The organism is Streptomyces antioxidans (assembly GCF_000968685.2).
Taxonomy (GTDB): domain Bacteria; phylum Actinomycetota; class Actinomycetes; order Streptomycetales; family Streptomycetaceae; genus Streptomyces; species Streptomyces antioxidans.
This window is the reverse complement of sequence record NZ_LAKD02000210.1, coordinates 1-574: the sequence shown is the minus strand read 5'-3', so window position 1 is coordinate 574 and position 574 is coordinate 1. Positions and strand designations below refer to the sequence as shown.

The window sequence follows — 574 nt, the reverse complement described above, 5'->3', positions numbered from 1 at the left end:
GACGGACCGTTGGGCGCGGTCAGGCCGTTCGACGCGCCGTCGGAGTTCACCGCCGAACCGCGCACGACGGCCAACACGCGGTGCCCGTTGCGCTGCGCGTCGGACAGCCGCTCCAGTACGAGCATTCCGGCGCCCTCGCCGAGCCCGGTGCCGTCGGCCCCGGTCCCGAACGCCTTGCACCGGCCGTCGGCTGCCAGCCCGCGCTGCCTGCTGAAGGCGACGAACATCATGGGGCCGGAGAACACCGACACTCCGCCGACGAGTGCCAGCGAACACTCGCCGGACCGCAGCGCCTGCGCCGCGAGGTGGGCGGCGACCAGTGAGGACGAGCACGCCGTGTCCACGGTGAGGGTCGGCCCCTGCAGCCCAAGGGTGTAGGCGACCCGGCCGGCGAGGACGCTCGCCGAGTTCGCGGTGGTGAGGTAGCCCTCCACGCTCTCCCGGATGCCGACCAGCAGGGCGGCGTAGTCCTGGCCGCTGGTTCCGGCGAACACCCCGGTCTGGCTGCCGCGCAGGGAGAGCGGGTCGATGCCCGCGTGCTCGATCGCCTCCCACGCGGTCTCCAGGAGCAGCC

At 73.5% G+C, this 574-nt stretch carries 1 protein-coding gene; it reads right to left on the bottom strand.

Annotated elements, in window-relative coordinates; translation table 11 throughout:
• The coding region (locus VT50_RS37750; protein WP_143645379.1) for a beta-ketoacyl synthase N-terminal-like domain-containing protein at window positions 1-574 on the bottom strand (574 nt) is incomplete at both ends.